The sequence below is a fragment of the Pseudoalteromonas sp. SIMBA_162 genome (genome assembly GCF_046535955.1).
GTDB classification, from domain to species: domain Bacteria; phylum Pseudomonadota; class Gammaproteobacteria; order Enterobacterales; family Alteromonadaceae; genus Pseudoalteromonas; species Pseudoalteromonas marina.
The window spans coordinates 1-279 of the sequence record NZ_JAWJBQ010000276.1 but is presented as its reverse complement, the minus strand read 5'-3'; the positions used below and the strand labels follow the sequence as shown (position 1 = coordinate 279).

The following is a 279-nucleotide window of genomic DNA, read 5'->3' as shown; positions in this document are numbered from 1 at the left end:
GCCGCCAGCGGCTGTTTGCTCATCCGCCAGCCGGTAAAACCAAGCAGGGCGCTGAACAGCAAAAACGGCAGGTGCGGCATTCCCGGTACCACCGCCAGCACGAACATAATCCCGGTAGCGGTGTAGAGCACCGACGGGCTTGCCAGCAGCTGGTGGCGCACGTCATGGGCGATATCGCCGTTGTCGCTGACGCGGGTGACGATAATCGCCGCCGCCGTGGAGAGCAGCAGGGAAGGGATCTGCGCCACCAGGCCGTCGCCGATGGTCATCAGCACATAC

At 64.2% G+C, this 279-nt stretch carries 1 protein-coding gene; it reads right to left on the bottom strand.

Features of this window, described 5'->3' with window-relative positions:
* The coding region (locus R0J88_RS19660; protein WP_410900821.1) for an FHIPEP family type III secretion protein at nucleotides 1-269 on the bottom strand (269 nt) is incomplete at its 3' end.
* Nucleotides 270-279 lie beyond the last annotated feature (10 nt).